This is a genomic window from Vibrio sp. 10N.286.45.E10, assembly GCF_002874195.2.
GTDB lineage: Bacteria > Pseudomonadota > Gammaproteobacteria > Enterobacterales > Vibrionaceae > Vibrio > Vibrio crassostreae.
This window is the reverse complement of record NZ_MCWD02000001.1, coordinates 700821-724538: the sequence shown is the minus strand read 5'-3', so window position 1 is coordinate 724538 and position 23718 is coordinate 700821. Positions and strand designations below refer to the sequence as shown.

Annotated in this window: 20 protein-coding genes, 7 tRNA genes and 1 other RNA gene; 17 read left to right on the top strand and 11 right to left on the bottom strand. The window is 44.8% G+C overall.

Annotated elements, in window-relative coordinates; translation table 11 throughout:
• The first annotated feature begins 73 nt into the window (after positions 1–73).
• The 4 genes from BCU34_RS03155 to BCU34_RS03140 all read left to right on the top strand — a co-directional run bounded on the left by BCU34_RS03155 (position 74) and on the right by BCU34_RS03140 (position 4285).
• Entirely contained in the window at positions 74–412 is a 339-nt protein-coding gene (locus BCU34_RS03155) for a hypothetical protein (protein WP_102432881.1), read from the top strand.
• 331 nt (positions 413–743) lie between these two features.
• Positions 744–2138: a glutamate decarboxylase gene (locus BCU34_RS03150; RefSeq protein ID WP_017105444.1), complete on the top strand. Its 1395-nt coding sequence runs from the start codon at positions 744–746 to the stop codon at positions 2136–2138.
• A 74-nt stretch (positions 2139–2212) separates the two neighbouring features.
• Entirely contained in the window at positions 2213–3940 is a 1728-nt protein-coding gene (locus BCU34_RS03145; protein ID WP_102432886.1) for an aspartate:alanine exchanger family transporter, read from the top strand.
• Positions 3941–4033: 93 nt separating this feature from the next.
• The gene (locus BCU34_RS03140) at positions 4034–4285 is read left to right on the top strand and encodes a GlsB/YeaQ/YmgE family stress response membrane protein (RefSeq protein WP_017105442.1); all 252 of its coding nucleotides are present in this window, start codon (positions 4034–4036) and stop codon (positions 4283–4285) included.
• Positions 4286–4373: 88 nt separating this feature from the next.
• Here BCU34_RS03140 and ffs read toward each other — a convergent pair.
• Both ffs and BCU34_RS03130 read right to left on the bottom strand, forming a co-directional pair.
• An RNA gene (gene ffs, locus BCU34_RS03135) (signal recognition particle sRNA small type) lies at positions 4374–4470 on the bottom strand.
• 196 nt (positions 4471–4666) lie between these two features.
• Entirely contained in the window at positions 4667–5410 is a 744-nt protein-coding gene (locus BCU34_RS03130; protein ID WP_048664232.1) for a hypothetical protein, read from the bottom strand.
• A gap of 214 nt (positions 5411–5624) precedes the next feature.
• On the opposite strand from BCU34_RS03130, the gene BCU34_RS03125 reads away from it, so the two are divergent.
• On the top strand, positions 5625–5927 hold the full coding sequence (locus tag BCU34_RS03125) for an MGMT family protein (RefSeq protein ID WP_048664234.1): 303 nt from the start codon (positions 5625–5627) through the stop codon (positions 5925–5927).
• A 59-nt stretch (positions 5928–5986) separates the two neighbouring features.
• Here the strand turns inward: BCU34_RS03125 and BCU34_RS03120 are convergent, their stop codons facing one another.
• Positions 5987–6448, bottom strand: a complete 462-nt coding sequence (locus tag BCU34_RS03120) for a YbaY family lipoprotein (protein ID WP_102479526.1) — start codon at positions 6446–6448, stop codon at positions 5987–5989.
• Positions 6449–6616: 168 nt separating this feature from the next.
• Here BCU34_RS03120 and tesB point away from each other — a divergent pair, with 168 nt between their 5' ends.
• A complete protein-coding gene (gene tesB, locus BCU34_RS03115; RefSeq protein WP_048664245.1) occupies positions 6617–7477 on the top strand; it encodes an acyl-CoA thioesterase II in 861 nt (286 codons plus the stop codon).
• A 114-nt stretch (positions 7478–7591) separates the two neighbouring features.
• Here tesB and BCU34_RS03110 read toward each other — a convergent pair whose 3' ends face one another.
• On the bottom strand, positions 7592–8257 hold the full coding sequence (locus BCU34_RS03110; protein WP_048664237.1) for a hypothetical protein: 666 nt from the start codon (positions 8255–8257) through the stop codon (positions 7592–7594).
• Between the two features lie 71 nt (positions 8258–8328).
• A complete protein-coding gene (locus tag BCU34_RS03105; RefSeq protein ID WP_029223439.1) occupies positions 8329–8784 on the bottom strand; it encodes an Lrp/AsnC family transcriptional regulator in 456 nt (151 codons plus the stop codon).
• 147 nt (positions 8785–8931) lie between these two features.
• Between BCU34_RS03105 and BCU34_RS03100 the strand changes: the two genes are divergently transcribed.
• A complete protein-coding gene (locus BCU34_RS03100) occupies positions 8932–9999 on the top strand; it encodes a PLP-dependent cysteine synthase family protein (RefSeq protein WP_057623769.1) in 1068 nt (355 codons plus the stop codon).
• An 88-nt stretch (positions 10000–10087) separates the two neighbouring features.
• Here the strand turns inward: BCU34_RS03100 and BCU34_RS03095 are convergent, their stop codons facing one another.
• The 3 genes from BCU34_RS03095 to BCU34_RS03085 form a co-directional block, all read right to left on the bottom strand.
• Positions 10088–10408 (bottom strand): DUF1244 domain-containing protein, encoded by a 321-nt coding sequence (locus BCU34_RS03095; RefSeq protein ID WP_048658194.1) that lies wholly within the window; start codon positions 10406–10408, stop codon positions 10088–10090.
• Positions 10409–10532: 124 nt separating this feature from the next.
• Positions 10533–13646 (bottom strand): vibriobactin export RND transporter permease subunit VexH, encoded by a 3114-nt coding sequence (gene vexH / locus BCU34_RS03090; protein ID WP_048658193.1) that lies wholly within the window; start codon positions 13644–13646, stop codon positions 10533–10535.
• A complete protein-coding gene (locus BCU34_RS03085; RefSeq protein ID WP_102479528.1) occupies positions 13646–14722 on the bottom strand; it encodes an efflux RND transporter periplasmic adaptor subunit in 1077 nt (358 codons plus the stop codon). The genes vexH and BCU34_RS03085 overlap by 1 nt, the downstream gene beginning before the upstream one ends.
• Positions 14723–15273: 551 nt before the next feature.
• Here BCU34_RS03085 and BCU34_RS03080 point away from each other — a divergent pair.
• The 7 genes from BCU34_RS03080 to BCU34_RS03050 all read left to right on the top strand — a co-directional run bounded on the left by BCU34_RS03080 (position 15274) and on the right by BCU34_RS03050 (position 16481).
• Positions 15274–15358: transfer RNA gene (locus tag BCU34_RS03080), tRNA-Tyr, on the top strand.
• Between the two features lie 103 nt (positions 15359–15461).
• Positions 15462–15546 (top strand) — tRNA-Tyr (locus tag BCU34_RS03075).
• 102 nt (positions 15547–15648) lie between these two features.
• A tRNA-Tyr gene (locus BCU34_RS03070) sits at positions 15649–15733 on the top strand.
• A gap of 102 nt (positions 15734–15835) precedes the next feature.
• Positions 15836–15920 (top strand) — tRNA-Tyr (locus tag BCU34_RS03065).
• Between the two features lie 102 nt (positions 15921–16022).
• Positions 16023–16107: transfer RNA gene (locus BCU34_RS03060), tRNA-Tyr, on the top strand.
• Between the two features lie 102 nt (positions 16108–16209).
• A tRNA-Tyr gene (locus BCU34_RS03055) sits at positions 16210–16294 on the top strand.
• 102 nt (positions 16295–16396) lie between these two features.
• Positions 16397–16481 (top strand) — tRNA-Tyr (locus tag BCU34_RS03050).
• A 651-nt stretch (positions 16482–17132) separates the two neighbouring features.
• Here BCU34_RS03050 and BCU34_RS03045 read toward each other — a convergent pair.
• Positions 17133–18041 (bottom strand): Tim44 domain-containing protein, encoded by a 909-nt coding sequence (locus BCU34_RS03045; protein ID WP_102478634.1) that lies wholly within the window; start codon positions 18039–18041, stop codon positions 17133–17135.
• A gap of 197 nt (positions 18042–18238) precedes the next feature.
• On the opposite strand from BCU34_RS03045, the gene BCU34_RS03040 reads away from it, so the two are divergent.
• From BCU34_RS03040 to BCU34_RS03030, 3 genes are all read left to right on the top strand, one after another.
• Positions 18239–18829: a TetR/AcrR family transcriptional regulator gene (locus tag BCU34_RS03040; protein ID WP_017071712.1), complete on the top strand. Its 591-nt coding sequence runs from the start codon at positions 18239–18241 to the stop codon at positions 18827–18829.
• A 17-nt stretch (positions 18830–18846) separates the two neighbouring features.
• Positions 18847–20721 carry an MFS transporter gene (locus BCU34_RS03035; protein WP_102478633.1) on the top strand — a complete coding sequence of 625 codons (1875 nt, stop codon included), beginning with the start codon at positions 18847–18849 and terminating at the stop codon, positions 20719–20721.
• 146 nt (positions 20722–20867) lie between these two features.
• Entirely contained in the window at positions 20868–21788 is a 921-nt protein-coding gene (locus BCU34_RS03030) for a YeiH family protein (RefSeq protein WP_102432826.1), read from the top strand.
• Between the two features lie 133 nt (positions 21789–21921).
• Here the strand turns inward: BCU34_RS03030 and BCU34_RS03025 are convergent, their stop codons facing one another.
• Positions 21922–22089 carry a hypothetical protein gene (locus tag BCU34_RS03025; RefSeq protein WP_048664248.1) on the bottom strand — a complete coding sequence of 56 codons (168 nt, stop codon included), beginning with the start codon at positions 22087–22089 and terminating at the stop codon, positions 21922–21924.
• Positions 22090–22229: 140 nt separating this feature from the next.
• Positions 22230–23669 carry an o-succinylbenzoate--CoA ligase gene (gene menE, locus BCU34_RS03020; protein ID WP_102478632.1) on the bottom strand — a complete coding sequence of 480 codons (1440 nt, stop codon included), beginning with the start codon at positions 23667–23669 and terminating at the stop codon, positions 22230–22232.
• Positions 23670–23718: the final 49 nt, after the last annotated feature.

The window sequence follows — 23718 nt, the reverse complement described above, 5'->3', positions numbered from 1 at the left end:
GAAGAATTGACAAATCAGTGACTTAATCATGCTCATAATCCCCACCAACTATTGGCAACTGTTCAGAGATATTATGAAGAAAGCCTTAGCATTGATCTTTTTCTTAAGCCTTACAGGCTGCACGCACAATCAATCCAAAGCACTAAGCATGAACTCCTCGTCGGTTAATACATACCCACAATCAATGTCGAACCTACAACTATGCGACACCTTATATTACGGGCGCTCGAGCAACCAAACATTGGCAGCCATTGGCAGTGAGTTTAATCGAAGAGGATTGTCGAAGAGTTGGTGTGATACTGAAACCAATAAGCTCTATCTAACAAAGACAATTGATTGGGTTGCGGATCAAGTAGAAGACAAAGAAGATTCAGAGGAAGAAGCGTCTGCCGTTGTGTTGCCTGCGAATTAAGAGGATTAAAAATTTAACATCGTAGAATGACCAAATTATAATCAGCCACCAAAATTATATATCCAAAACTTACAACACTAAAAAAATAAGCATTAACACTCATATAAAGTTCATCATGACAACTCCGTTTTTTCACCACACAGTGTACTTTTGAAATATTTGTTTTACCGTGCACAAAACAAGATAAAACAATGTGAAATAAGCAACCAGACTCTTATTTAAGCTGAATTTTTATAAAATCCTGCTATGTTTATTTAGCTGCCAATATTGCTATTTACTGATGTTTCAATGGCAATAAGTAAAATAAATTCAATAAGATAAAGGATTCGCCATGCCTCTTCATAAAAAATCGACTGTTCGTGGTTCACTCTTAGATGATGTTTATTCTTCCAAAGATCTTTCCGTTGTTATGCCCAAGTATCGAATCCCAGAGCAAGAGCATGCACCCGCTCATGCTTACCAAGTCGTGCATGATGAACTAATGCTAGATGGCAATTCGCGGCAGAACCTTGCGACCTTCTGTCAAACATGGGTCGAAGACGAAGTCCATAAATTGATGGATGAATGCATCGACAAAAACATGATCGATAAAGATGAATACCCACAAACGGCAGAAATCGAATCTCGATGTGTACATATGCTCGCCGATCTTTGGCATGCACCTAACGCTGAAAATCCAATGGGATGTTCAACAACTGGCTCAAGTGAAGCCGCAATGCTTGGTGGTATGGCGCTAAAATGGGCTTGGCGTGAGAAAATGAAGAAGCAAGGTAAGCCAACTGACCGTCCTAACCTTATTTGTGGTCCAGTTCAGGTTTGTTGGCATAAATTTGCCCGTTACTGGGACATTGAACTTCGCGAAATCCCAATGCAAGGTGATCGTCTGATCATGACCCCAGAGGAAGTAATCAAACGTTGTGACGAGAACACGATTGGCGTCGTCCCGACACTAGGCGTGACCTTTACTTGCCAATACGAGCCAGTACAAGCGGTACACGAAGCGTTAGATAAACTACAAGAAGAGACCGGATTAGATATTCCGATTCACGTTGATGGTGCAAGTGGTGCCTTTCTCGCCCCATTCTGCGACCCAGATTTAGTGTGGGATTTCCGTTTGCCAAGGGTCAAATCCATTAATGCTTCTGGGCATAAATTTGGTCTTTCTCCACTTGGTGTTGGCTGGGTTGTTTGGCGAGATGCGGATGCTCTGCATGAAGACTTGATTTTCAACGTCAACTACCTCGGTGGCAACATGCCGACCTTTGCGCTCAATTTCTCCCGCCCTGGGGGGCAAATCGTTGCGCAATACTATAACTTTTTACGTCTTGGTAAAGAGGGCTACCGTAAGATCCATGATGCTTGTTATGACACGGCTCGTTACCTTGCCAAAGAAGTCGAAAAGATGGGTATATTTCACATCATCTACGATGGCCATGGTGGTATCCCGGCCTTGAGTTGGTCAATTAAAGATGGCGCAACCCCAGGCTTTAACCTCTACGATCTTTCGGATCGCATCCGATCTCGTGGTTGGCAAATTGCCGCTTATGCGATGCCCGCCGAGCGTGAAGATCTGGTAATCATGCGTATTTTAGTTCGTCATGGTTTTAGTCGTGATATGGCTGACCTTTTGATTTCCGACTTACAACACTGCGTTGATTTCTTTGACAAACACCCGGTCGTCAATGGTAGCGACGCTGACGAGTCGAGTAACTTTAATCACAGCTAATTGTCCCATCTTACTTAAAGCAAGGAGCCTTGATGGTTCCTTGCCCTTATATCAACAAGTTAGCAGGTGACATTATGTCCTTTCTATTTAGTTACTTGTCAGAGAATCCGTTTGTATTTCTCTTTCTATCACTCACCATTGGTTATCCACTTGGTCGACTCACTTTTAAAGGTGTGAGCTTAGGCACAACAGCTGGCACCCTAATCGTTGGCGTTGGTATAGCACTGACGTCCTTCTCAGTTTATGGACTAAAAATTGAAGAACCAGGATTGGTCTCCGACATTTTCTTAATGATGTTCATGTACGCCATTGGGATGAAAGTAGGACCGCAATTTTTCTCCGGCCTTGCTAGAGGAGGCATCGACTTCGTCGTCATTGGTTTAATTGTCGTGTTCAGCAATTTTGCGATTGTTGTCATCGGCGCCAAGCTCATGGGCCTTGAGCCCGGCTATGCCGCGGGCATCATTTCTGGCAGTTACACAGTGACGGCAGTAATGGGCGTAGCGCAGTCAGCAATCAGCTCTGGGGCATTTACGCCACCAGAAGGCATGAGCATTGATCAGGTCAGTGCCAATATCGCGGCGGGTTACGCGATAAGCTATGTCCTGTCGACCGTCCTCATCATCTTGTTCATTAAATACCTCCCTTCTCTCTTTGGAATTGACCCCGTCAAAGCAGGTAAAGAAGCAGAAGCAGAGTTCTCAACTGGCGATGACAACGAGAAGCTCCCAAGTACCTTTGGGTTCTCAGATGTTGGCATTCTACCCATTGATGTTCGCTCTTATAAGGTCACACACCAAGAGTTAGTCGGTCGTTCAGTGCAGGAGCTGTATCGAAACTTCCCTGATGCGGCCGTGCTTAAAGTGGTTCGAGGTGAGCAAGTCATTGATGCTTCTGATAATCCAATGCTTGAGTTAAATGATGTCATTGGCATTCGCGGAGAATATCGCGTCTTGATTGCGGAAGGTGAAGCTGATATCGGAAATGAAGTCGATGAACCACGAGCTAGAAATGTCGATATCGAAGTAGCGGACATTCACGTTGGGAAGTCCGAACATGCAGGAAAAACGATAGCGCAGTTACATTCCGAAGTCGGTTTTGGTGTTTACTTTAAAGCAGTCTTCAGACAAGGCCACCAGCAACCTCTATTACCACAAACCCAGATCGAAGTTGGCGATGTGGTTCGAATTGCCGGCTCTCAGTGGTGTGTAGAACAAACAGCCACTAAGTTGAACAGTGTACCCATCGTCGAGAGTACCGTCACAGAAACCTTCTATCTCGCCGTTTCTTTATTAATTGGTTATGTCTTCGGCCATTTAAGTGTCACAGTCGCAGGTATTCCATTTGCATTGGGAACCTCGGCAGGCTGTATGCTCACCGGGATCATTTTTTCCTTCCTACGCACGCGGAATCCAAGTTTTGGCGGCCCTATGAGCGAGGGAGCAAGAAGCTTTCTACAAGACATCGGCCTAAATCTGTTTGTTGCTGTATTGGCAGCGACGGTAGGCCCCAAAATACTGGCCTCTTTTCAAGGCATCGTTGTCATCAAGATAGCTTTGCTCGGGGTGACAGCTGCTTTAGTCCCCCCCTTATTAGCTTGGTTGTACGGCTTATATTTCCGCAAAATGAATCCTGCAATTTTAGCTGGTGCTTGTGCCGGAGGCAGGAACAGTACGCCTGCAATGAAAGGCGCACAAGATGCCAGTCACAGTGACATGCCAGCGATCGGCTATCCTGTGCCCTACGCTTTAACATCGGTATTGGTTCTTATTCTGGGTTACATCGCAATGGTCATCAGTTAGTTAAATCGAGTTTTGATTCATGGTCTATGATTTAAACGTAACCATAGATGTGTGACGACATGCACCTAACACAATAATGAGTAAGGAGAAGTTATGGGGTTTATATCTTGGATTATTCTTGGGTTGATTGCAGGGGCGCTAGCTAAGTGGCTAATGCCGGGCAACGATGGTGGTGGATGGATCGCCACCATGGTTCTAGGTATTGCTGGTGCCTTTGTTGGTGGTTTTTTAGGGAGCTTCATCGGCCTCGGCAGTGCTGACGGCATTAACATCGGTAGTATTATAACCGCAACGCTTGGCGCATTCGTGTTGCTGTTTGTTTATAACCGTTTCCTCAAAAACTGATATTTTCGCACCTCTAGTCATAAACAAGATAAAATTAAGCTTCAGATAGCAAAAAGCCGCTCATGAAGAGCGGCTTTTTTAAAGGGTGGGAACCCAGCCACATCCCGGCACACAAGTCACTCGCTGCGGCTGCTCCCTTCCAGGCCTGACCGAGTTCACGAGCTATTGTTGCGGGAGGACCAGGCCCCCATAGATTCGTTTTCTAAGAGGCTTGCCTCAAAGAGTGATTGGATTATTAAGCATCACAGCAACCATTGCAAGCCCTTCCACCCTATTTTTGAACAATTACGGTCTAAGTGCTTATCCTTTATTCAAACCACTAGAAAATCGCAGGTAAATTCACCATTTACCTGCATTTGGAAAGTTTGGATTGCTGAAGTACTAGACATCGATGTCTTCATTATCTTCTGTACGAATGATGTAGTCAGTCATCCACGCGGTGCCTAATAGACACAACCACACCACAAAGACAGGGCTTGGAACTTCGATACTTGGAGTAATTACCAGAGCCGCAAAACCGACCGTTGGCAGTGTCCAACATAATAGTTTATTCCAGCGGAACGTTTTCAAGCGCGTCAGCGTTTCCATTGATGCCATGATGCCCGTTATACACAAGGCCACCAAAGCAGCATAAGGTAAATCGGCTATCCATAATGGAAGTATTAAGCCTAATGACCACCAGCTGTGTCGGCTGGCTGGCTTAAGGTGATTTGCCGCCCACCAAATTACGATGATAGATAAGGTTTGAAGTGTGGTAACCCACGGGACGCCTTCAAGCTTGCCTGCTGATTGCGTGACCATGATTCCGACCTGCAACGTAGTCACGATCAAGCCAGAAATAATCACGACCGACAAACTACTGCGTCTTGAGAAGACCACCATCAATAGCGGGAATAGTACCCACGCACTGACAGACAGCGTGATGGGCTGCAAAGGAAGGGTTAGACCATAAGTAGTCATGGAAACAAGCAAAGCTAATCCAGCTATGCCCCCCTGCGGTAAAATCCATAAGGCAGGAATTACCATTGCAAGCACCGGGATATCTCCCTCACTTAAACTGATTGCTCTCGCGCAAACAACCGCTAATAATGTGGTGATCAAGAACTGAAACGTTGAAAATACCATAGCCCTCTCCTTCTACCGATCCGTGGTACCATACCAATCGTAGTAATTAACTGGTCACCCTAGCTTGTTAAAAAACTCGATAACCTCGTTAGATTTTTTGATTGGAGAATAACTACTTATCAAAAAAATCTGCCTTGCTCTCAAGCTTTTTCCCTGCGCTATTTTTGAACACTTACTTACTGTGATTGGTATTTATGAACTAGGAACATTTAGTATGGACCAATTTTTGAGCCAAATCTTTGCTGTGATTCACCAAATTCCATATGGAAAAGTAACAACTTATGGAGACATAGCACGTTTTTCAGGATTTCCGGGCTATGCGCGCCATGTTGGTAAAGCGCTGGGTAACCTACCAGAAGGTAGCAAACTGCCTTGGTATCGAGTGATCAACAGCAAGGGAGAGATCTCTTTAAAGGGCGATTCATTCGACCGACAAAAGCGGCATTTGGTTAAAGAAGGGGTTGAAGTGAGTGATGCCGGAAAGATCAAACTAAGAATATATAAATGGCAGCCCTAGAGCTGCCATTTATCGAAAGACGTTAATTAAGATGCCTTAACAATGGCATCTATTTCTAATTAACGAACACCAACCAAGCGTAGGTCTGCTTGTTGCGTGTTTTCTACGTCTGTAATCACTGACTTAATCGTGTCAGTTGTGAAACGCAGTTTGCCATCGACATGAATCGACGCACGCATGTTGTAGCGGTGGTTAGCTTTAATCTTGTTGTTGTCGTAGCTCAGTTCGAATGCGAACGGTACTTGCTTACCATCAGTAGTGAACTCTTGAGTTGCGATAACCGTCGATGGTGCGTCAGCCAGTGAGATATCTTCTAGCGTAACGGTAACTACTGCATTCTCTGGCAATGCAATTCTTTCACGGTAGCTAACTGTTCCTGAAATCACTTGAGTGTTCTCTGCAACCACTTGAGTGTTCTCTGCAACCACTTCTTGAGAAGCATTCGTTTCTGATGTTGCTTGGCAACCAACAAGTAGGCCAAACGATACTAAAGACGTAATAAGAATTAGAGCCTTTTTCATATTCAATTTCTCTCAACATGTTTGCCGGACTCGGCAAATCTACTCAGCAATTATAAGAGAGCTTTCATATTCTGTCTCGAAACCCTATGATTTATTGACAGATATCTGACTAAGCTAAATGATTAACACCATAATCTGACACCTATTTTACCAAGAGGCATGCTGGCGATGAGTCAACCTTTAAAAGAATTACTCAATTTACTTCAGTTAGAGAAACTAGAAGAAGGTCTGTTCCGCGGGCAAAGTGAGAACTTAGGCCTACCACAGGTATATGGCGGTCAAGTATTGGGACAAGCGCTTTCTGCTGCTCGTTATACCGTTCAAGACGACCGTAGTGTTCACTCTTTCCACAGTTATTTTCTATTTCCCGGTGATCCTGAAAAGCCAATCATTTACGATGTTGAGAACCTAAGAGATGGACGCAGCTTTAGCACGCGCCGTGTGAAAGCGATTCAAAATGGCCGCCCTATTTTCTATCTCACCGCTTCTTATCATGGCGATGCGCCAGGTTTTGAGCACCAGATTGCAATGCCTGATATTCCTGGACCAGAGAACTTTGCTTCAGAAACTGAATTAGCGAGCCACATTGCAGAATTCTTACCAGAGAAACTGCGCAAAACCTTTTGTGGCGAAAAGCCGATTGAGATGCGCCCGGTGACGGTTGTGAATCCACTCAACCCGAAGAAGACGGAAGCGAAACAGTACCTTTGGGTAAGAGCAAATGGCGCGATGCCAGACAACCAATTAATTCATCAATACCTACTTGCTTACGCATCGGATTGGGGGTTCTTAGTTACGGCGCTTCATCCTCATGAAGTCTCTATCATGACACCAAATTTCCAAGTGGCGACGATTGACCACTCAATCTGGTTCCACCGCCCGTTCAAGATGGACGAATGGTTACTTTATGCGATTGAAAGCCCAACGGCGGCGAACACTCGTGGCTTAGTGCGCGGCGAGATCTTTAACCAAAAAGGTGAGCTCGTAGCGACGGCAGTACAAGAAGGTGTGATGCGTTTTACTAAGTAACGGATAAACGCTTTTTACAAGCCCAAAATACGCACAAAAAAATAGAGGCTAGGTTTAGTACCTAGCCTCTATTTTTAATATTAACGAAAAGTCGTTACTTCGAATCCATAAACTCTACTCAGCTTCTGGCGTAGGCTCGAATTCACCTTGCACTCGTGTTTTGATGCCATCGCCAGCGTCTCTAAGTAAATTAAATGGCGATAACACTACGCCTTTCACCGCGCCCTCTGCGGCTCCCTGAGCGAGCTCTTTACTCTTATCAGCTAACAAATTAGCTTGTGCCAAAATACCAGGGACTTCCGCTCGTAGCATTTCAGACTCAGTGACGATGACAGGAATAGTCTGTTCGCGGTAAGACTTACTTTCAGCGAGCATTGGTGGCATTACGTCTACGCGATATCGTTTTAACTCAATTAATGTTGGTGGAATAACATCAGTTCTTACCTGTTCAACTTCCGTTCGAACATTTTTAACTTCATCTAATATCGCAGGGATTTTGTTGTCGACCGACGCTACGGTTTGATTCACGTCATCGATCGTCTTTCTCACGTCTTCGACAGTATCTAAAACTCTAGGGGCTAGCTCGTCGACATGAGATGCAAACTCTAGCCACTCTTCAACTTTAAGACCTTTAGTCAATACCGATAAATCCTCAATAACCTGCGGATAAGTATCAACGATTTCACCGACTTTATTGGTAAAGGAGTAGATGGTGTAACCCAAGTAAAAAACGGCAACGGCCAGCACCAATTGGATAGCAGTCGAAACTTTTGCAAACATGAATAATCCTTTTCTTTATCGCTGAGGCAATATCTAAACTGAGAAATAGTTAGCGTAACGCTAGATTTAGCTTAAAGCGGCAATGCTGTCGTGTACTTCAATGGTTCCATCGCAAATGTCGAGGTCACATTAGATATACCATCAATACTATTCACCAAGCGCTTGTAGAAATCATCAAAGCACTTCATGTCTTTAACCTGAACCTTCATCATATAATCATACTCGCCAGCCATTCGATAGAACTCCATCACTTCTGGAAAGTCCGACACAGTATTCACAAAGCGGCCATACCACTCATGAGAATGGTTGCTTGTTTTCACCAATACGAACGCGGTAAAAGCAAGATCAAGCTTCTCAGGGTTCAGCAACGCCACTCTTTTTTCAATAATACCGTTCTCTTCAAGACGCTTCAGTCTTTTCCAACAGGGCGTGGTTGTTAGGTTGACTGCCTCTGAAATATCGTTCAATGACAGCGTGCTGTCTTCTTGCAGCAAACTTAATATCTTTTTATCTACGGCATCTATCACACTTTCACCAAATCGTATTTAAATAGAATAATTTTCTACATTTTAGTCAAAACAAAGCAAATATGGCAAAGTTTTTCTCTCGAATTCTAGTTAAATTATAACCATACCAATTACAAGAAATTCCTACACAAGATCAGGAGAACGCTTATGTGCACTGACCATCAATGGATTAACAACGCGATTCGTAAAATTGAAGCGGACTACCAACGCTCAGCGGATACGCACCTTATCAAGTTAGACCTTCCAAGTATCGAAGGCATTGATATCTACCTTAAAGATGAAAGCACACACCCTACAGGCTCTTTAAAGCACCGTTTAGCGCGTTCTCTATTCTTATACGCTATCTGTAACGGTTGGGTTGGTCCAGAAACAACGATCATTGAATCTTCATCTGGCAGCACTGCTGTATCTGAAGCGTACTTTGCTCGCCTACTTGGCCTGCCGTTTATTGCGGTAATGCCAAAATGCACAGCGAAGAAGAAAATTGAACAGATTGAATTCTACGGCGGCCAAGCGCATCTTGTTGACCGCTCAGATGAAATTTACGATGAGTCTCGTCGTTTAGCAGAAGAGCTGAATGGTCACTACATGGACCAATTTACTTACGCTGAGCGCGCAACCGACTGGCGTGGTAACAACAACATCGCTAACTCGATTTTCAATCAAATGCAGATGGAAGATCACCCAGTTCCAGCTTGGGTAGTAATGAGCCCAGGTACTGGCGGTACTTCTGCAACTATCGGCCGCTTCATTCGCTACCAACAGCATGAAACTAAGCTTTGTGTTGTCGACCCTGAGAACTCTGTATTCCACGAATACTTCCAAACCGGCAATGCGAACGTGAAAGGCAGTACGTTCAGCAAGATTGAAGGCATTGGTCGCCCACGAGCAGAGCCAAGCTTCATTCCTGGTGTGGTTGACGAAATGCGTAAAATCCCAGACGCAGCAAGTATCGCAACGACACATTGGTTATCTGACATTCTTGGCCGCAAGGTTGGTGCATCAACCGGTACTAACATGTACGGTGTGCTTCAGCTAGCCAGTGAAATGAAAGCGCGTGGCGAGAAAGGTTCTATCGTGACTTTGCTATGTGACAGCGGCGAACGTTACCTAGACACTTACTTCAATGACGAGTGGGTAAATCTGAATATCGGTGACCTACAGCCTTACGCAGCGAAGTTGGAAGCTTTCTCGCAAACAGGTGAGTTGGCTTAACCACAGGATAAGCACCGACACCAAAATTGAAAAGAGCCCTTGATGGGCTCTTTTTTTGTTCTGTTAATCAATCACTAACGACAACAAATTACTCTGGCTTCTGCTTCGCTTCAAATGCCGCTAGTTGTTCAGGCGTCGCTTTTGGTTGATGGTTTTGTTTCCACTCATCGTAAGTCATGCCATATATGCGCTCACGAGCGTCATCGATATCCAAGTCTAGGCCTTGTTGCTCAGCTTCTGCTTTGTACCACTTGCTGAAACAGTTACGGCAGAAACCCGCCAAGATCATCAAGTCGATGTTCTGCACATCTTTGTTATCATCCAAGTGTGCTAGCAGGCGACGAAAGGTTGCTGCATCAAGCTTGTCTTGTTCTTCTTGAGAAAGATCTTTGTATTTAAATTCAGCCACTTTACTTTCCTTTATTCGATTTATTGTATTAGTTCGTTGAGCTCTGTTTGTTATACAAAAAAAGCCTGCAATTCGCTAGGAGCAAACGCAGGCTTTTCAATATTGTTACACTATTCCGTGTTCATTAACCGTGACTGGTTCTTCCCACGTTGTCATGGCTAAGCTCTTTATTGAGCACCGCTTCGACGTGACCCGGAGAGCGTGTTGAGCCAGAAATCAGTCGGTACATCGCAGGGATTACGAACAGAGTGACCAGTGTCGCAAAGCCCATACCGAAGAAGATAACCGTACCCACAGCGACTCGGCTTTCATAGCCTGCGCCCGTTGAAGTAATCAATGGAATAGCACCTGCTAGTGTGGTAAACGCCGTCATCATGATTGGACGTAAGCGTCGAGCCGAAGCATCAATGATCGCCTTTTCAAACTCAATACCACGGTCACGAAGTTGGTTAGCAAACTCAACGATCAAGATACCGTTTTTGGTTACCATACCGATCAACATGATCATACCAATCTGGCTGTAGACATTGAGGCCTTGACTCATCAGCACCAGACCTAAGAAGCCACCAAAGATGCCCATAGGTACGGTGAACATCACCACCAGCGGGTTAATGAAGCTCTCAAACTGCGCTGCAAGTACCAAGTACGCAACTAACATCGCTAACGCAAACACCACTAAGATGCTTGATTGGTTCTCTTTGAAGTCTTTAGACTCACCTGAGTAGCTCACAGAGATGTCACCCGGTAGCTGTTCAATCGCTTGCTCATCAAGGAAATCCAGAGCATCACCCAGTGTGTAACCTTCCATTAGGTTAGCTTTGATGGTCACCGACTTTTGCTTGTTGTAGTGCGACAAACGAATCGATGATGCCACTTCTTCAATGTGTGTCAGTGTATCAAGCGTTACAAGCTCGCCTGACTGAGTTCGCATGTAGATTTGGCTTAAATCGTTGGCGTTGTTGAAGCTGTTCTCATCACCACGCAGGTAAACATCGTACTCTTCACCACGGTCAACGAAGGTGGTTTCACTGCGTCCGCCAAGCATGATTTCTAAGGTATCTGAGATGTCTGAAACGCTAACACCTAGCTCTGCTGCACGCTGTTTGTCTACAGTTACCAATAGCTCTGGTGTTTTCTCAGAGTAATCGATGTCCGCACCTTCCATCATTGGAGAGTCTTCAGCGGCTTGCTTTAAGAGCTCTGCCCACTTTTGAAGTTCAGTGTAATCAGAACCGCCAAGTACGAACTGTACTGGCTCACTTGAACCACCTTTAAAGCCCGGCATGAAAGGGAATACGCGCACATCTGGAATACCAGCTAGTGACTTACGAACTTCATTAAGTGCTTCTTGCGCGGTCACGTCACGCTCGTCCCAATCTTCGAGGATCATGATAACGAAGCCCGTTTGGTCGCCGGCATTGCCACCAAATGCTGGTGATTGAATGCTGAATGACTTCAAGAAACCTTGACCAAGCAATGGCATTAGACGCTCTTCAACGATGTCCATGTTGGCAGACATACGGTTGTAACTGGTTGCATCGGCACCACGAACAAACGCAAAGATAACACCACGGTCTTCTTGCGGCGTCAGTTGCGACGGCACTTGTTGCATCAAGCCATAACTACCGCCCATACACGCGATAATGATAATTGGAGCTGCCCAACGCCAATTTAGAGCACGGCGCAATACCGAGCGATATCCAGACTCAAGCTTGCCAAATACGCGCTCGACAAACAGATTAAAACGGTTTGGTTTAACGTTCGCTTTTAGGATTTTACTGCCTAATACTGGCGTTAACGTTAATGCAACTAGCGACGAGAAGATCACCGACATAGCGAGCAATACAGAGAACTCGGTAAACAACAGTCCAACCATGCCATCCATGAAAGAGATTGGTAGGAATACCATCACCAATACAAGCGTCGTTGCGATTACCGCGAAGCCTACTTCACGAGTACCTTTATAGGCAGCAAGCAGTGGTGACTCACCACGTTCAATGTGGTGGAAAATATTCTCAACCACTACGATCGCATCATCTACCACCAAACCAATCGACAGGATAAGTGCCATCAGAGTAATCAGGTTAATAGAGAAACCGAAGTAGTAAGCCGCAATAAACGACGAGATCAGAGATACAGGTACGGTCACCGCAGGAATAAGCGTTGCACGTGCTTGACCAATAAAGATGTAAAGCACAAGGATAACCAAGCCACCCGTGATAAAGAGCGTGCTGTAAACTTCTGAGATTGAACGGTCGATAAACACAGTTGAGTCGTAGTCGACAGCCAAACGAGTACCATCTGGCAAGAACTTTTGAATTGCTTCGACTTCTTTATGGACTAAGTCAGCCACCTCCAGTGGGTTCGCATCTGACTGAGGCACAATACCCATACTTACGTTAACAACGCCGTCACTCTTAAAGGTCGAGTTCTCGTTTTCTGCGCCAATGTAAACATCCGCTACGTCTTTTAAGTAGATAGGTGTGTTATCAGAAGCGCGTTTTACCACCAAGTATTCGAAATCTTCCGCTTCAGTGTAAGAACGAGCGGTACGAACCGACATCACAATTGCATCGTTACGTACTTCACCACCTGGGCTTTCAATGTTCTCACTGTTCAACGCAGAAGTGATGTCCGAGGTAGTAACACCGCGACCAGCCATCTGAGCCGGTTTTAGCTTGACGTACATGACTTTGTACAAGCCACCTGAAATATCCACCGAGCTCACACCAGAGATCAAACTAAAGCGGTCGATCAACACACGTTCGGTGTAATCGGTTAGCTGCGTTCGATCCATCTCTGTCGAACTTAAGTTGATGTAGACCGAGGCTTCACCACTACCATTGTTCTTATAAACAATTGGGTCGTCGGCTTCATCTGGCAATGAGCGCTGTGCACGAGCTACCGCATCACGAACATCACTCACACCAGTATTGAGATCGTAACCAAGCTCAAAAGTAATCGTGATACGCGACATACCGTTACGGGTAGTGGACTCGATCTCATCGATACCACTGATGCCGGATAACTGATCTTCGAGGTTGGAGGTTATTTGGCTCTCAATGATGGTAGCCGAAGCACCCTCATAACGAGTACTGATGGATACCACCGGACTTTCAATATCTGGCATCTCACGAACAGCAAGCTTATTAAACGAAACAATACCAAACACCACCAACAGCAAGCTCAATACGACAGCCGCTACTGGTCTCTTTACAGAAACATCAGATAACAACATTAGTTAGCGCCTTCTTGTGTTGCTTTCTCGTTTGCTGACTCAGCAGGGCGATTGACGGTCAGTTCTTGAACTTGAACACCATCACGCATATTCACTATGCCCTGCACCACAATTTTCTGACCAATTTCGATGCCCTTTTCAATCACAACTTCGTTGTCGATACGAGCACCAAGGAATACTTCGGTTCGTGTCGCCTTGTTATCTTCGCCAATGACATAAACAAAACGTTTAGTACCTGAGTATTCAAGTGCTTGAACTGGAATAATGGGTGCTTCCACTGGTGGAAAGTCCATATCAGCTGCCACTAACATGCCCGGCTTTAAGTAATCATTATTGTTGTCGAAGTGAATTCGAACTCGAAGGTTCAAGGTTTCAGCGTTAATACGAGAATCAATGCCCACTACAGTGCCAGTGAACTGAGTATCTCCCCATGCACTGGTGCGAGCCGTCACTTTCATGCCTTTAGATAGCTTGGAAAGATAACGCTCAGGGATCTGGAGGTCTAACTGCATTACTGAAAGGTCATCTAAGGTCACTAGTTCAGTACCTGCTGTCACCATTTTACCGCGGCTAAAGTCGATAAAGCCGACCGTGCCAGAAAAAGGCGCGCTAATGTGTAAGTCTTTAAGATTAGCATTCGCAGCAGCTAGGCGAGCATTGGCGATCTCTACATTAGTTTTCTGAGCGTCAATTTCAGTTTGCGTGATCGCGTTGCGTTTCACTAGTCGTTGGAATTCCGCTAGCTTACGTTTCTCATCTTTTAAATACGCTTGCGCCTCTGCAACCGCCGCTTTCGCTTTATCATCGTCGAGCTGGACCAACATCTGCCCTTTGGTGACATCTTGATTGGCCTTGATGTTGATAGAGTCCACTCTGCCAGCCACTTCAGAAGTAATCATGACAGATTGCTCAGCTTCTAACTTACCGACCAAAGAAAGAGATTGACTAACTTGGTGGATATCAACTTGCTCAGTAACAACAGTGACAGTGCTAGGGCCCATACGTTTAGCAAGTGCGGCTGGAGACGCCAAAAGAATAGACAAGCTAAGCAGGGTTAAAACAGATTTATGCTTCATAATAATGGTCTGCAAGTAAGGTTTATACCAATCACAGTGAGTCAGTGGTCAAAAATAGCGTAGGGAAAAGGCTTGAGAACAAGGCAGCATTTTAGATAAGTAGTTATCCTACAATCAAAAATTCTAACGCAGTTATCGAGCATTTTAACAAGCTAGAATGACAAGTTACTTACTACGATTGGTATTATTATCTATAAATGAAATTAACCGTATTCTATCAACTGATGAATGCTGTAACGTCAAGAAGTGTAAATCTAGATTAAATTCCATTTACGTTTCATCACGTTCTAGACACAATGAATAGAATACAGAAAGCCAATTACCTCAAGGTGTTATCTATCAGTACGTAAACCTTAGTACAGATGTTCACTTCACGAGCAATATGCGTACTTTTCGCCATCTTTGCCCAAAAAGGCAGCATTTAACACAAAACCATAAGAAAAACCCTTTACAGGTTTAGCGTGTTTGCTATGATGCGCTCCGCACTTGAGAGATGCGTTGGGAAAAACATCTCTTTAGCCTATCCATTATGAGTTAGGAAAAATCACCCTGGAGGGGTTCCCGAGTGGCCAAAGGGAGCAGACTGTAAATCTGCCGGCACTGCCTTCGATGGTTCGAATCCGTCTCCCTCCACCATATTTCTTCTTACCTCTTTTAAGAGTTAAGAGAACAACCTGATTGATGGGCTTATGGGAAAACATCAATTTAGGCTTACTTTGTGAAGAGTAAGACACACCCTGGAGGGGTTCCCGAGTGGCCAAAGGGAGCAGACTGTAAATCTGCCGGCACTGCCTTCGATGGTTCGAATCCGTCTCCCTCCACCATATTCTTCTTACCTCCTTTGAGAGTTAAGAGAACAACCTAGTTGATGGGCTTATGGGAAAACATCAATTTAGGCTTACTTTGTGAAGAGTAAGACACACCCTGGAGGGGTTCCCGAGTGGCCAAAGGGAGCAGACTGTAAATCTGCCGGCACTGCCTTCGATGGTTCGAATCCGTCTCCCTCCACCATATTCTTCTTACCTCCTTTGAGAGTTAAGAGAACAACCTAGTTGATGGGCTTATGGGAAAACATCAATTTAGGCTTACTTTGTGAAGAGTAAGACACACCCTGGAGGGGTTCCCGAGTGGCCAAAGGGAGCAGACTGTAAATCTGCCGGCACTGCCTTCGATGGTTCGAATCCGTCTCCCTCCACCATATTCTTCTTACCTCTTTTAAGAGTTAAGAGAACAACCTAGTTGATGGGCTTATGGGAAAACATCAATTTAGGCTTACTTTGTGAAGAGTAAGACACACCCTGGAGGGGTTCCCGAGTGGCCAAAGGGAGCAGACTGTAAATCTGCCGGCACTGCCTTCGATGGTTCGAATCCGTCTCCCTCCACCATATTCTTCTTACCTCTTTTAAGAGTTAAGAGAACAACCTAATTGATGGGCTTATGGGAAAACATCAATTTAGGCTTACTTTGTGAAAAGTAAGACACACCCTGGAGGGGTTCCCGAGTGGCCAAAGGGAGCAGACTGTAAATCTGCCGGCACTGCCTTCGATGGTTCGAATCCGTCTCCCTCCACCATATTCTTCTTACCTCTTTCGAGAGTTAAGAGAACAACCTAGTTGATGGGCTTATGGGAAAACATCAATTTAGGCTTACTTTGTGAAAAGTAAGACACACCCTGGAGGGGTTCCCGAGTGGCCAAAGGGAGCAGACTGTAAATCTGCCGGCACTGCCTTCGATGGTTCGAATCCGTCTCCCTCCACCATATTCTCCTTAATTGGAAAATCGAAAAGCCAACTCATTGAGTTGGCTTTTTTCGTTTCTGAACGCGTTATTGAAAAACCCTGTTTTATCAAGACAGAAGTTGAAACCGCTTCTGTCTAAGTTCAACACTTCAAACTTCTATCCGTAGATCTCACAACAAGATTGAATCTCTTAAAGATCATTGAGCGCTCAGTCTCTCCAGGCTTCCATGTGGCGTCCACATACCAAGTAAGCAGCGCAACCTAAGCAGTTTGTAGATACATGCTCCTCACACTCGTCCGCTATTTGTTGTTTCTGCTGTAGTGATGTTTCAGGTTCTAGTATCGGCACGAAAAACTCAGTCGTCACGATTAATACCTCTATCTTGGTTAGATAGCCTCGATTGAATATCCAAGTAAAATGAGTAACTTGCGTTCAGCCTAACTCACTGTTAGCACAAAGTATCACTCTAAATAATTGTCGTGATGGTACTGTTTTCTAGCAACGCGAATATCTAAAGAACCGCATCTTCTGTAAGCCGAAGGCAAACGCCCTTCTTAGAATTTACAGTTCCAAACAACCGGACACAAAAAAGCCCCTACAGATTTCTCCGTAAGGGCTTTCAATAATCAAAGTAATGTTAAGTTAACTCATTTTTAGTTAACTATCGAGATTAACCTTGAATACCAACAATTAACCACGGTGCATTTTGAGTCGTTAAATCACGCTCTAAGTGCCAGATATCAGTGATATCTTCTTCAATGCCGTCCGCTGTATCACGGTAGCGACCGCTAAACTGAAGGCTTAGCTGCGCTTTGCTACCATCATGGTCTGCGCGAACGATTTCAGCATCAACGTACATTACGTCTGTGTGCTGATCACCGTCCAGCTTATTACGCTCAACTTTTAGATCTTCAAATAGGCTTGGAGACACGTACTCTTCAATCGTGTTTAGCTCGTTGTGGTTCCATGCACCTTGCAGTGTACGGTAGTGCTCACGAGAGCCATTGATGAATGCCGCTTGATCAAAGCCTGGTGGGTAGTTATGTGGAACATCGCTTTGTGCACCAAAACCGAAACCACCAGCAGCGCCTTGTGATCGAGGCTGTGCTTGTTCGAAGTTATGAACGTTTGGTTGCTGCTTAGGTTGTTCAAACTTGTTCTGACCCATTCCGCCGAATGCTGGCTGCTGGCCACGTGCATTCTGCTGATTCATTGAGCCCTGCTTCGCACCCAACATTCCACGTAGGAATTTAAACGCTAGGAACGCAATCAGACCCATGATAAGAATATCCATAAACTGGATACCTTCAAATGCGCCACCAAAGAATGCTGCTAAAAGACCACCAGCAAGTAAACCACCTAGTAGACCGCCCATAAGGCCTTTCTTGCTAGAGTTAGCTGCTGTGTTCTTACCCGTTTGATCTTGTCGGATCGAATTCGTGTTTTGTTGTTTTGGTGCTGGAGCCGTTTTAAAGCTTTTGCCAAATGACTTACCACCACCAAACTTTTTCGCTTCCGCGATTGGCGTCACCGCGACTGTTACCAACAGGATCGCGACTAGTGAGAAAAATCGTTTCATTATTATCCTTTATAGGGTTCTTTATCTTTCGACACCTTAATCATACTCGTTAACAAAGAACAATGAAATATTCACGGCCTTTACACATGTATCATAATATTGCGGCCATTAATTGATTACTGAACTAGCGAAGGGATTGACGGCACTCTGGGGCAGCATTAAAATATTGAACGATGTTCATTTAATAGAAAGTACCCATGGCAAGACGAAACGATCATACTCGCGAACAATTAGTGCAATTAACCTTAAAAACGGTGACCGACTTCTTAGAAGAGCACTCTTATCACGAGTTAAGTCTACGTAAAATCGCCAATATGATTGGTTACGTTCCAAGTACCTTGGTGAATGTATTTGGTAACTACAACCTATTGCTATTACATGTGGTCGCTCAAACATTAGATGAACTGGCGTCAGAATCTGCTGCAGCGGTTGAACAATCGAGCAACCCTCAACAAGCTCTATTCAACCTTGCATACTGTTACCACGATTTTGCACAAAAACACCCTCACCGTTGGCAGCTTATCTTTGAGCACAACATGAACGGTGAAAACCTTCCTGAATGGCAATCAAACCGCATCGATAGAATGACAGGTATGCTAGAGCAACTATTAATAGCTATTGCCCCTGAACATACTAAAAGCGAAGTCGTTAAAGCTAGCCGTGTATTATGGTCTGGAGTACATGGAATTACTCTACTCAGCGTTGATGATAAATTTTTCGCCGCTGAGCCAATCGATGGTAAAGAGTTGATCAATAACCTAGTCTCAAACTACTTAACCAACTGGTAATCATCCAAGGAAAGACAATGAACAACAGCAGCCAATCTTCGCTGTTAACGCAAAAAAGGTTCCTACCCTACTTTATTACCCAATTTCTAGGAGCCTTTAACGACAACATATTCAAAAATGTCCTGTTACTGTTTGTTGCTTTCGCAAGCGTAGACACGCTGCCTATTTCTAGCAATCTATTCATTAATTTGGCCGCTGGCCTGTTTATTCTGCCCTTCTTCCTATTCTCAGCTTTAGCCGGTGTACTGGCTGATAAATACGAAAAATCGTGGTTTATCCGTAAAGTTAAGCTCCTTGAAGTGGTGATCATGTCACTGGGTGCGATCGGATTTATCTATGAAAGCTACGGAATATTACTTCTGCTTCTGTTCCTTATGGGAACGCAGAGTGCTTTCTTTGGCCCAGTGAAATACGCCCTGCTTCCACAACAGTTAGAAACAAAAGAACTGGTATCTGGTAATGCTCTCGTCGAAACAGGTACATTCTTAGCGATCCTGATCGGTACTCTAGGCGCAGGCATCATTGCATCTGAAGAAGGCGCAAAGCTCATTGCCGCAGTGTGTATTGTTTCGTTCGCCGTGCTTGGCTATGTATCAAGCTGCTTTATTCCACAAGCGCCAAGTAATGCACCAGACCTGAAAGTAAAGTGGCAACCTGTAAAGCTCACCCGTGCAACACTGGCGATTGCCAAAAAAGACCGCCCAACCTTTCAAGCACTGATGTCTATAAGCTGGTTCTGGTTCCTTGGTGCAGCTTACCTGACTCAATTTCCAAACTTCACTAAACTACACCTAAACGGCACTGAAAGCTCAGTCGCCTTTTTACTGGCACTGTTCTCAGTAGGTATCGCGATCGGCTCTTTGGCTTGCGATAAGTTATCTAATCACCGCATTGAGATTGGCATCGTGCCAATGGGCAGCTTAGGTATCTCGATCTTCGGTCTTTTGATGGCGATATCCATCCCGGAGTCTTTGCCTCACTTTAGCTCTTTTCATCAATTCGTAACCTATTCAGAACTATGGCCACTCTTTGCTTACCTTCTGCTATTGGGGATCTCTGGCGGTATCTTTATTGTTCCTCTGTATTCACTGATGCAGCTACGTGCCAAGCCAGATGAGCGTGCCCAAGTGATTGCCGGGCTCAATATTTATAACTCACTGTTCATGGTGGGAAGTGCGGTTTTAGGTATTGTTTGCCTCAGTGTTCTAGAGCTTTCAATTCCACAGCTGTTTGTGTTGCTCGCGTTGGGCAACACTTTGGTGATGCTGTACCTGTTTTATCAGGTTCCTATCTACGCTTTCCGCTTCTTTACGTGGGTGGTCACTCACACCATGTACCGAGTCAGGCATAAAAACTTACATCACCTGCCAGAAAAAGGCGGTGCGTTAATTGTCTGCAATCATGTAAGTTATATGGATGCACTGCTGCTGAGTGCGGTTTGCCCTCGTCTTATCCGTTTCGTGATGGAAGAGGAATACACCAAGTTGCCGCCGATTCGACGTTTCTTGAAAAGAGCTGGGGTGATTCCAATCTCAGCAACCAACCGCAGTTCGATACGAAACGCTTTTAAAGAAGTAGAGCGAGCCCTGCATGAAGGCCACATCGTGTGTATTTTCCCAGAAGGAAAGCTAACCTCTGATGGCGAAGTGGCTGAGTTCATGCGTGGTATGGAGCTAATTATCAAACGCTCCCCTGTCCCTGTGATCCCTATGGCTCTAAAAGGATTATGGGGAAGCTACTTTAGTCGTTACAAAGGCCGTGCCTGCAAAGGGCTACCCACTCGCTTCTGGACCAAATTAGAGATAGAAGCTGGCGAACCTATTGCACCTAAAGAAGCCTCTTGTGAAACTCTTCGACAGTCGGTGTCCAATCTTCGCGGATCTCTACGCTAGCTAACCAGCCCTTTATTCATATCAGCTGAACAAGCGTTAAGTTTTCCTTAACGTTTGTTCAATTCATTTAGACTTACTTATCATTTTATTGAACGTATAGTGGTCTCATTACAATAACATCACTACAAAACAAGACTCTAAATACAATGAACCTAAAAAAGTCCGTTCCGTTTTATCTTGCTGCGCTGTTTTGCTTAACGCCTTGGGTCAGCTCACCGACAGCCCTGGTTATCGGTTTCCTACTTGCTAGTTTAGGTTTAGTCCCTGAACACTTGGAAGTCGGCAAACTCACCAAAAAGCTACTAGCTTACTCGATTGTTGGCTTGGGTTTTGGCATTCAGTTTGAAAAAGCATTAGCGGTAACAGGCGATGGTATTGGTCTCATTGTAACGACGATTATCGGTACATTAGTCATTGGTTGGTTCTTGGCTAAGAGAATGGGTCTAGACCGCACAACGGGTTACCTTATCTCTTCTGGTACCGCGATTTGTGGTGGTAGCGCGATAGCAGCAGTGGCACCCGCGATCAAAGCAGACGATGAACAGATTGGTTTGGCGTTAGCCACTGTATTCGTGTTGAACTCGGTCGCTCTATTCTTATTCCCTATGATTGGTCACGCGCTTGAACTCAGCCAACAAACATTTGGTACTTGGGCAGCTATTGCGATTCACGATACGTCTTCAGTTGTCGGCGCAGCTTCAGCGTATGGCGAAGAAGCACTGACGACAGCGACCACATTGAAGCTCGCTCGGGCACTTTGGATCATCCCAATCGCTTTAATCAGTGCGATGCTCTTCAAGAACGATCAAAAGAAGATTACGGTTCCCTACTTCATTTTCTTCTATTGCGCTGCTATCGCAGTGAGTGACTTACTGCCACAATTTGAGATGGTTTATCAAGGAATCTTTGATGTGTCTAAGCGAGCACTGGTGGTGTGTTTGTTCTTAATTGGCTGTGGTATTTCAGTTGAGAAGTTAAAAGCAGCAGGACCGAAACCATTGATGTTTGGTATTACAATGTGGGTCATGATCTCGACAGGTTCATTGGCGTGGTTAACTCTCACCTAGACCGCAAGCGAACGCTCTAGATAGTTGCTCGATTACCTAGACACTCAGATTAGCGAATGACACAACAAAAAGGCAAAGCTCAAATGGGCTTTGCCTTTATCGTTTGTGGTAAAAATATTCTTTGTTGCAACAATCACGAATCAAACAGGGGCTTATCACTCTTCTTGCTCTCTCTTTTCATTAAAACGAGTACCACAACCAACACAAATGCGGTGAGTTCAGCCAACGAGCGAGTCAACCCTGACGAAGTAACCGCTTGGCCTATCTGCAGCAAAACCGCAATGATGAGGGCAATTTTCATAATAAGACCTTATTCTATAATCCGTTATTTATATGGCTTATTATGATTGATGGTTATAAAGATAATAAATTCTGTTTTGAACTATCTAATTGCTAAATTAACTAACTGCAGGCCAAGTGAACAAAAAACCTCCGACGCAATTAGTTAGAGCGCCGGTGTTGCAACAACCACTGCGCTAATCCCGCTCTCGATACCTTAATACCTAACTGTTCTTGTTGAGGCATGCGGTAATACTCAATAGGGAACTTAAATCGCTCTAGGCTTCCTTGTAGCTGTTCTGCAAACCATTCTTTGGTTAGAACTTCATCACAGTCCACAATAGCAACTGGTCTAAAACCAAATTCGCTGTCTTCTATGGGCACAATAAAGGCTTGCTTAACTTCGGGCAGCTGGTTAAGTACTCGCTCGACCTCCTCACAGTGAATATTCTCACCGCCAGAAATAAACTGATTGTCGGCGCGACCAATAATCGACACTTGCTCACCAACCCACTCCCCAAGATCCTTGCTATCAAACCAGCCATTCTCACCCACTAATGGGGTTAAAGTGCCTTGATAGTAGTAACCAGAAGCGAGCGTCTCGCCGCCAATAAAGATGCGTTGTTCTTCAATTTTTAGCTGGCGATGATTAAGGACAAACCCTGCAGTGCTGCTAGCATCAACAGGCTTTGCCGTCACCGTTGAGGCTGCTTCCGTCATTCCATAACCAAGCCAAGTCTCAATCCCCATTTGCTGAGCTTCAAGGCCAAGCGCCTCTGGAATATAGCTACCACCCAAAAGTACATGAGTTAAAGTAAGTGCTTGCTTACTCTTTAACAATCGATGTAACTGAGTAGCCACCAATGAGGCATGACTGCAACCTTCTATATCGGTTTCAAGCTGGCCAGAACCTATTTTGATGCAGCCACCCGCAGCCAGCCAACGATGAACAATTGCCAACCCTGACACATGGTACATAGGTAAACTCAATAACCAAGTGTTACCTTGTTGATAACGAAACACCTCAAGTAGCCCAGACGCAGAACATAAGTGCTGCTCAAGTGTATGGGCGACCGCTTTGGGGTTTCCAGTAGAACCTGAAGTGAATACGATGCTCGCTAGATTTTTCGGATTGAAGTTAGAGTCTTGAGATGTCGAGAGCCGATTGTCATCACCATCGACCTTAACTTCATTTAAGCAAGGCAAGGTCACCAACTGAGTATTCAAATCGGCACTCTCTGATTGCTCTATTCCATAATTGTCCAAAAGCCAAAGGTAGCTCTGTTGATCTGCTTGATATAAGGAATCGAGCTTTTGCTTCAGGCGTAAACTAGGCTGAGGCATCGTAAACGCACAAACCACACCTAAATTGAGTGCGGCAAGGTAAACAGGGATCACTTCAGCTTGATTCTTACCTACAATCGTCAGTACATCACCTTCAGATAGGCCTTGATGAGATAGCTGTTGTTGGTACTCACTCACCAACACAAACACTTGTTGCCAAGTATAAGTGCGGTGAGTAGTCACTAGCGCTGGTTGAAGTGGTTTTTGCTGCGCCCACTGTTCCCAAAGTGGGTGATAATTAGATTGTGGGCGCATCATAAGATAACCAAGTTATAGATTGAAAAGTGTCTAAGCCAATCAAACGAAC

What these genes read in the sequence shown, in the direction of transcription:
- BCU34_RS03085 (WP_102479528.1), bottom strand. Translation starts at nt 14,722, where the DNA reads ATGAAGCATAAATCTGTTTTAACCCTGCTTAGCTTGTCTATTCTTTTG.
- BCU34_RS03110 (WP_048664237.1), bottom strand. Translation starts at nt 8,257, where the DNA reads ATGTTTGCAAAAGTTTCGACTGCTATCCAATTGGTGCTGGCCGTTGCC.
- BCU34_RS03040 (WP_017071712.1), top strand. Translation starts at nt 18,239, where the DNA reads ATGGCAAGACGAAACGATCATACTCGCGAACAATTAGTGCAATTAACC.
- tesB (WP_048664245.1), top strand. Translation starts at nt 6,617, where the DNA reads ATGAGTCAACCTTTAAAAGAATTACTCAATTTACTTCAGTTAGAGAAA.
- BCU34_RS03145 (WP_102432886.1), top strand. Translation starts at nt 2,213, where the DNA reads ATGTCCTTTCTATTTAGTTACTTGTCAGAGAATCCGTTTGTATTTCTC.
- BCU34_RS03100 (WP_057623769.1), top strand. Translation starts at nt 8,932, where the DNA reads ATGTGCACTGACCATCAATGGATTAACAACGCGATTCGTAAAATTGAA.
- BCU34_RS03045 (WP_102478634.1), bottom strand. Translation starts at nt 18,041, where the DNA reads ATGAAACGATTTTTCTCACTAGTCGCGATCCTGTTGGTAACAGTCGCG.
- BCU34_RS03155 (WP_102432881.1), top strand. Translation starts at nt 74, where the DNA reads ATGAAGAAAGCCTTAGCATTGATCTTTTTCTTAAGCCTTACAGGCTGC.
- BCU34_RS03130 (WP_048664232.1), bottom strand. Translation starts at nt 5,410, where the DNA reads ATGGTATTTTCAACGTTTCAGTTCTTGATCACCACATTATTAGCGGTT.
- BCU34_RS03035 (WP_102478633.1), top strand. Translation starts at nt 18,847, where the DNA reads ATGAACAACAGCAGCCAATCTTCGCTGTTAACGCAAAAAAGGTTCCTA.
- BCU34_RS03125 (WP_048664234.1), top strand. Translation starts at nt 5,625, where the DNA reads ATGGACCAATTTTTGAGCCAAATCTTTGCTGTGATTCACCAAATTCCA.
- BCU34_RS03120 (WP_102479526.1), bottom strand. Translation starts at nt 6,448, where the DNA reads ATGAAAAAGGCTCTAATTCTTATTACGTCTTTAGTATCGTTTGGCCTA.
- BCU34_RS03140 (WP_017105442.1), top strand. Translation starts at nt 4,034, where the DNA reads ATGGGGTTTATATCTTGGATTATTCTTGGGTTGATTGCAGGGGCGCTA.
- BCU34_RS03025 (WP_048664248.1), bottom strand. Translation starts at nt 22,089, where the DNA reads ATGAAAATTGCCCTCATCATTGCGGTTTTGCTGCAGATAGGCCAAGCG.
- BCU34_RS03150 (WP_017105444.1), top strand. Translation starts at nt 744, where the DNA reads ATGCCTCTTCATAAAAAATCGACTGTTCGTGGTTCACTCTTAGATGAT.
- vexH (WP_048658193.1), bottom strand. Translation starts at nt 13,646, where the DNA reads ATGTTGTTATCTGATGTTTCTGTAAAGAGACCAGTAGCGGCTGTCGTA.
- menE (WP_102478632.1), bottom strand. Translation starts at nt 23,669, where the DNA reads ATGATGCGCCCACAATCTAATTATCACCCACTTTGGGAACAGTGGGCG.
- BCU34_RS03030 (WP_102432826.1), top strand. Translation starts at nt 20,868, where the DNA reads ATGAACCTAAAAAAGTCCGTTCCGTTTTATCTTGCTGCGCTGTTTTGC.